Below are 529 nucleotides of genomic sequence, written 5' to 3' on the forward strand. Positions count from 1 at the left end.
GCCGGCAGTTGATCCAGCGGCCTGGCCAGCAACATCGACAGTCGGAACAGCCCGGCCTGGCGCAGTGCTTCATAGCGCGGCATTTCGGCGCGCAAGGATTTGTATTGGGTTTGCGAACGGGTGACCTGGGTTTCATCACCGCGCCCGGCATCCCGCAGGCGCTGGGTCAGGTGCGTGCTCTGGGCTTGCAGGTCGAGGGACTCGTTGGCGATCGCCAGCTCTTCGTTGGCCGCACACACCTGGGTGTAGGAGCGCACCACGTCCGCCACCAGGGTGATACGGGCGATATCAGACGCCGCCTGGGCCGCATCGGCAGTGGCCTGGGAGCTTTCAATGCCACGCTGCAAGGTGCCGAACAAATCGAATTGATAGGAAGTGCTGATACTGGCACTGCCGATATTCGCCACCGGGACTTTTTCCGTCAGCAAATAGGCCTCACCCGATTCTTGCAGGCGCTGGGCTTCGGCCTTGGCCCCGGCACTCCAGCCGCCGGCCGATTCGGCTTGCTGCACCTGATAGCGCGAGCGCT

The 529-nt window shown here is 63.5% G+C and carries 1 protein-coding gene; it reads right to left on the reverse strand.

What is annotated here, in order from left to right:
* On the reverse strand, positions 1–529 hold a 529-nt coding region (locus tag HX846_RS38200; RefSeq protein ID WP_178967578.1), incomplete at both ends, for a TolC family protein.

This window comes from Pseudomonas sp. K5002, from assembly GCF_013386655.1.
In the GTDB taxonomy this organism is placed as follows: Bacteria; Pseudomonadota; Gammaproteobacteria; order Pseudomonadales; family Pseudomonadaceae; genus Aquipseudomonas.